General features: G+C 41.1%; 4 protein-coding genes. All 4 read right to left on the bottom strand.

Annotation, left to right across the window (positions count from 1 at the left end; genetic code table 11):
• Positions 1-31 precede the first annotated feature (31 nt).
• Genes Q0O89_RS10370 through Q0O89_RS10355 form a run of 4 tightly spaced genes read right to left on the bottom strand, consistent with a single transcriptional unit; the run spans position 32 to position 3,940 of the window.
• The gene (locus Q0O89_RS10370; protein ID WP_293731617.1) at positions 32-436 is read right to left on the bottom strand and encodes a hypothetical protein; all 405 of its coding nucleotides are present in this window, start codon (positions 434-436) and stop codon (positions 32-34) included.
• Positions 437-479: 43 nt separating this feature from the next.
• On the bottom strand, positions 480-2,501 hold the full coding sequence (locus Q0O89_RS10365; RefSeq protein WP_293731616.1) for an integrating conjugative element protein: 2,022 nt from the start codon (positions 2,499-2,501) through the stop codon (positions 480-482).
• Between the two features lie 19 nt (positions 2,502-2,520).
• Positions 2,521-3,471, bottom strand: coding sequence for a TIGR03756 family integrating conjugative element protein (locus Q0O89_RS10360; RefSeq protein ID WP_293731615.1), 951 nt, complete (start codon positions 3,469-3,471; stop codon positions 2,521-2,523).
• A complete protein-coding gene (locus tag Q0O89_RS10355) occupies positions 3,464-3,940 on the bottom strand; it encodes a TIGR03757 family integrating conjugative element protein (RefSeq protein ID WP_293731614.1) in 477 nt (158 codons plus the stop codon). Before Q0O89_RS10355 ends, Q0O89_RS10360 begins: the two co-directional genes overlap by 8 nt.
• Positions 3,941-3,985: the final 45 nt, after the last annotated feature.

The raw sequence follows: 3,985 nt of genomic DNA, 5'->3' as shown, positions 1-3,985 counted from the left end.
GCCTTGTTGAGCTTCAAACAATCATAAACTTTTATAAACTTCTCATCTTAGTAAATTCAAGATTTTGTTTAGCTTGCTTGCAGTTTACGTTCTCTGAACGATCACCTTTCGAAATGGATAACGCGGCGGTATCAACTTCGTCACTGCCACGTGGTATCACCACTTCAATTTGATATGACGTACCTTTATCAACAAGTTCCAATGTGCTTGTTGAGAAACCAGACCCCACTGCAACCGCCGTTCCTTCTCTTGCCATCACATCTTTAATCGCATTTTTAAAGGTTGTGCTGCCATAAGTAAATTCATAGTTATTACCAACTTTTTTCACCAACACGGATGAGCCATTTTCCGTTTTACATGAAAAAATTGTGGAATTCGCTGCACTTGCTGAAACAGACATTGCAGCTAACACTAAGGCGGTCATAAGTTTACGCATAATAAATCTCCTTAAATAGATGGTTAACTTTCGGTATTATACCTTAACTTTTACCAAGAATATAATCTGCTTCTTGATTTCTTCGTTTGGCATTAATGCCACCGTTATTCGTTTGACGATTTCTCACCGCATTGGCTAAACCTGTCATATCGCCTGTTTTAGAAGCATTAATGGCTGCGTCTCTGACATCATCCGTTAAACTTCCATAGTTATAAGCGTATGACGTTAACGCTGCCTGCACATTGGCAGGTAATGCATCCCATGAAGCGGATGACACTTGTTTTCTTGCTGTATTGGCAAACTCTTGAGTACGGCGTGCCAAATCACGTTCCGCATCTTCTCGCGTTATCACTGTATCTTTAGTGACCTTAACCACGGTACCATCAGCTTTGGTAATAGTATCAGAACCAAAGCCTGTCCGATAAGCGTTCTTATCCCAATAAGCACTTGAACGGAAACCTTCAAAGTTTTTCAATAATGCCGTGGCTTGATCAGACGCAGTCCCACTTAACGGTGGGATGGAACCGTAACTGCCTGAACCTGAAATTCCTGTCCCACTACCCGAACCGCCCGGGGTTGGTGTGGCGTTATATGAGCCATAGAAGCCATTTAACCCACTTTCTTCTGTTGGCACATTCATGTTGATATATCGTTCAACAGGGGCTAAGTTTGAACCACTGACACTACCCTGCGATTTTGTTTTTTCGCCCCAGATACGCGTATCACTGTTATCTTTTGCGTTACTGGTTAATGCACGTTGTTGCTCAACCGTGCGGTTATTTAAAATGGCGATAATCGTATTTTGGTTAATGGAACGTTGCAAGTCCATTTCCATTTTCACTTGGTTAATCTCGCGATCTAATGTCGCTAAATTACGCTCTAATTCTTCCATCGCATCGGTATTTTGTGTCACGTTAGGTTCGCGCATCCCGGCTAATAGCATACGTCTTGCCATTAATGCTTTTTCAAGGTTACGTGAAATCGCCACTTCGTTCGACAAACGAGTCGCTAAAATGACAGCGTCAGGATCTTCTTTTAATGATTCAATCACTGTACGCGTAATAGGGACAGTGGTAGAGCCTAATGTTGCTAATTGTTCATTGGTGACCGATGGTGAATTTAAAACATCTTGGAAATTTGCCATCAATTTAATGGTTTCTTTCTCAATTTTCGGCGCAAGCCCCGTCCCGGCTTTTGCTTCGATGGCAGGTGTACCGCAGTCTGCACAAGTAGACAATGATTTATCACCTAAGACATCTCTCACCCAAGCTGCGGCGTCTTCAGGTTTTTTCCATTCAGAGCAAAGCATGCCATCGCAAGCTTGCGATGAAATACTGCTTTTATCCGTTGCCTTACGTCCTAATAGAACGTTATAACCTGCAAGTACAGAGTCATAAATGACTTCAATTCGTCCTTGATTTTGCCCACCTTTCTTTTCACCGCCAACCCATTGAACACCGTTTTTACCGCCATCTTTCTCCATTTGCTTTTTTGCCATTTTAGGGTCGGTCGATACACTTACGATGTCTTTGTAGTTTTCAAGCTTCGCTAAATCTGTCCATTTATTCCCCATGACACGATCGGCCAATTGAGCACTCATCGTTTCACAGTCGGTTTTAAGCTTATTAAAATCAAGGGAGGCTTGATACATCCCATTGGTTAAAATGTCATACAACTGCGGATTGGCACGTTGAATAATCATTGCAGGCAAGCTCGCTACCGCGCCTTGTGCGGATTCAATCACATTCCCAAATAAATCTTTAAATCCTTCTGTTATGCCATTTAATTGATTTTTAACACTCGTTTTTAAATCAAAATTACCGCACATTAAATTACTCGACCACCCAATACCGATACTATAGGTATTGGGTGCTTTATTGGCAGTCGGCGGCATAATCGCTGCACCGCCCCCGATGGAATAAAATAAATTATCGGATAACACAGAGCCTTGCAGATAATTAGCTGAAACAGAATGTGATGTTAACCCACTCATACCTAATAAAATACTCAAAGTAAGCGGTGTTAATTTTTGTCGATACGATTTTTTTGACAATTCAATCTTCATAAAACTCTCCCTTAAAAGACTAATAACTCATCCAATCCGTGCTACCTAGAAATGTTTGCCCACGGCGTTTACAACAGGCATAAGGTCGCCACAATGCCCAACTGTAATTTCCTTGTTCAGATAATTTACTCGAATAACTATCCGCGGCTTGACCATCAGGGAAAATCGAACAAGATTGTGACATTGCAGGACTTAACATTTGCCATTTATGGGTTTTCTTATCCCCTTCTTTCACTTCTTTCGGTGGCCAGTATCCATCTGAATTCCCTTTTGTAGCAGGGTAATACACATGCAATTGTCCTGAGCGACTAACAATGTCTGCTACACGTTGTACAATTAACCCTGCCGCTTTGTAATCATGAACTTGCGTCACACTGCCTGAACGCGGATAAATATTTCCCCATAAATCACCATTGGCACGCACTTCGCGCATACCTGGTGTTAAGGCTTCAGGGTAAAGCATTTCAGGAACACCTTGATTCCATGCAAGATAATCTAAGGCACTTAAAAAATAAGGTTGAAACGGTGTTGTTTGTGATTCACAGGAATAACCCATACTGCTAATCATATTCAAAAATAAACCACCAGGATGACCAATCGCTTCTGCATTTTTAAAACGATATTGACTGTAATTTTTAACTGGACTTTGTGCTCGTCCGCCTTGTGCGCCTTGATTCATCCAGTTCATTTCCGTCCAAGGACTTTGTCCTATATGGTTATAGCTCGAAACGACCATCTCAGGGATAAAATGATGAACTTTCACGGATGTTCGGACAGTGCAACCAAATTTAGTGCAAAACAACCAATAACACATTCCGACAAGCTTATAATCCGCGCAACTTGGAGATGCGCTAGATGTTAAAATAGTCGCGGTATTAATCTGATTTGCCACAACGTTGCTAGAATAGATCAGTGGCAACATCCCCATCGTGCCACTTAAAAAGATGGTAAAAATTTTAGTTCTATTCATTTTTTCCCTTTATATGATGTGCTTTTCGATAAAGATGGATAGCTTGCTCAACATCACTTGTGCCATACACAATTTCCGTTTTCGTGTTGTCTGATGAAATAAATGCAACTGCAGGGACTTTCATCACCCCATTTTTCCAACCACTCACAACGCCCTGATAGGCTTCTGCCAATTGACTTTCGATTTGTTTCCACCGGGGGGAATTTAACCATTCTTTCGCTTGTTTTTCTGCACTTTCCAAAGAAGTACCTAAATGACGACTAATGTCGTTTTCAATCATTTCAACCTTATCAAGGTAATGACTTTCATCGGCTAGATGTGCGCCTTTGATGGGATAAGCTGTAATGGAATACGCGATGACTTGAGTGTTTTCAATGGGCGATGTTGCTTGTGCATAAGGCATTGCTCCTAATACACATAAGCCTATGAGTTGGAAGCTAAGTTGAGAATGTTGATGTTGTATTTTCATAATTTCAATCAAGATTAATGGTATTTTAATGACACATTAAAAACT

Source organism: uncultured Actinobacillus sp. (assembly GCF_945915845.1).
Taxonomy (GTDB): domain Bacteria; phylum Pseudomonadota; class Gammaproteobacteria; order Enterobacterales; family Pasteurellaceae; genus Exercitatus.
Note: the sequence above shows the minus strand (reverse complement) of the source record. Positions and strands in the feature narration are given on the sequence as shown.

Coding starts and splice junctions, on each gene's coding strand:
- Q0O89_RS10365 (WP_293731616.1), bottom strand. CDS start 2,501: ATGAAGATTGAATTGTCAAAAAAATCGTATCGACAAAAATTAACACCG.
- Q0O89_RS10355 (WP_293731614.1), bottom strand. CDS start 3,940: ATGAAAATACAACATCAACATTCTCAACTTAGCTTCCAACTCATAGGC.
- Q0O89_RS10370 (WP_293731617.1), bottom strand. CDS start 436: ATGCGTAAACTTATGACCGCCTTAGTGTTAGCTGCAATGTCTGTTTCA.
- Q0O89_RS10360 (WP_293731615.1), bottom strand. CDS start 3,471: ATGAATAGAACTAAAATTTTTACCATCTTTTTAAGTGGCACGATGGGG.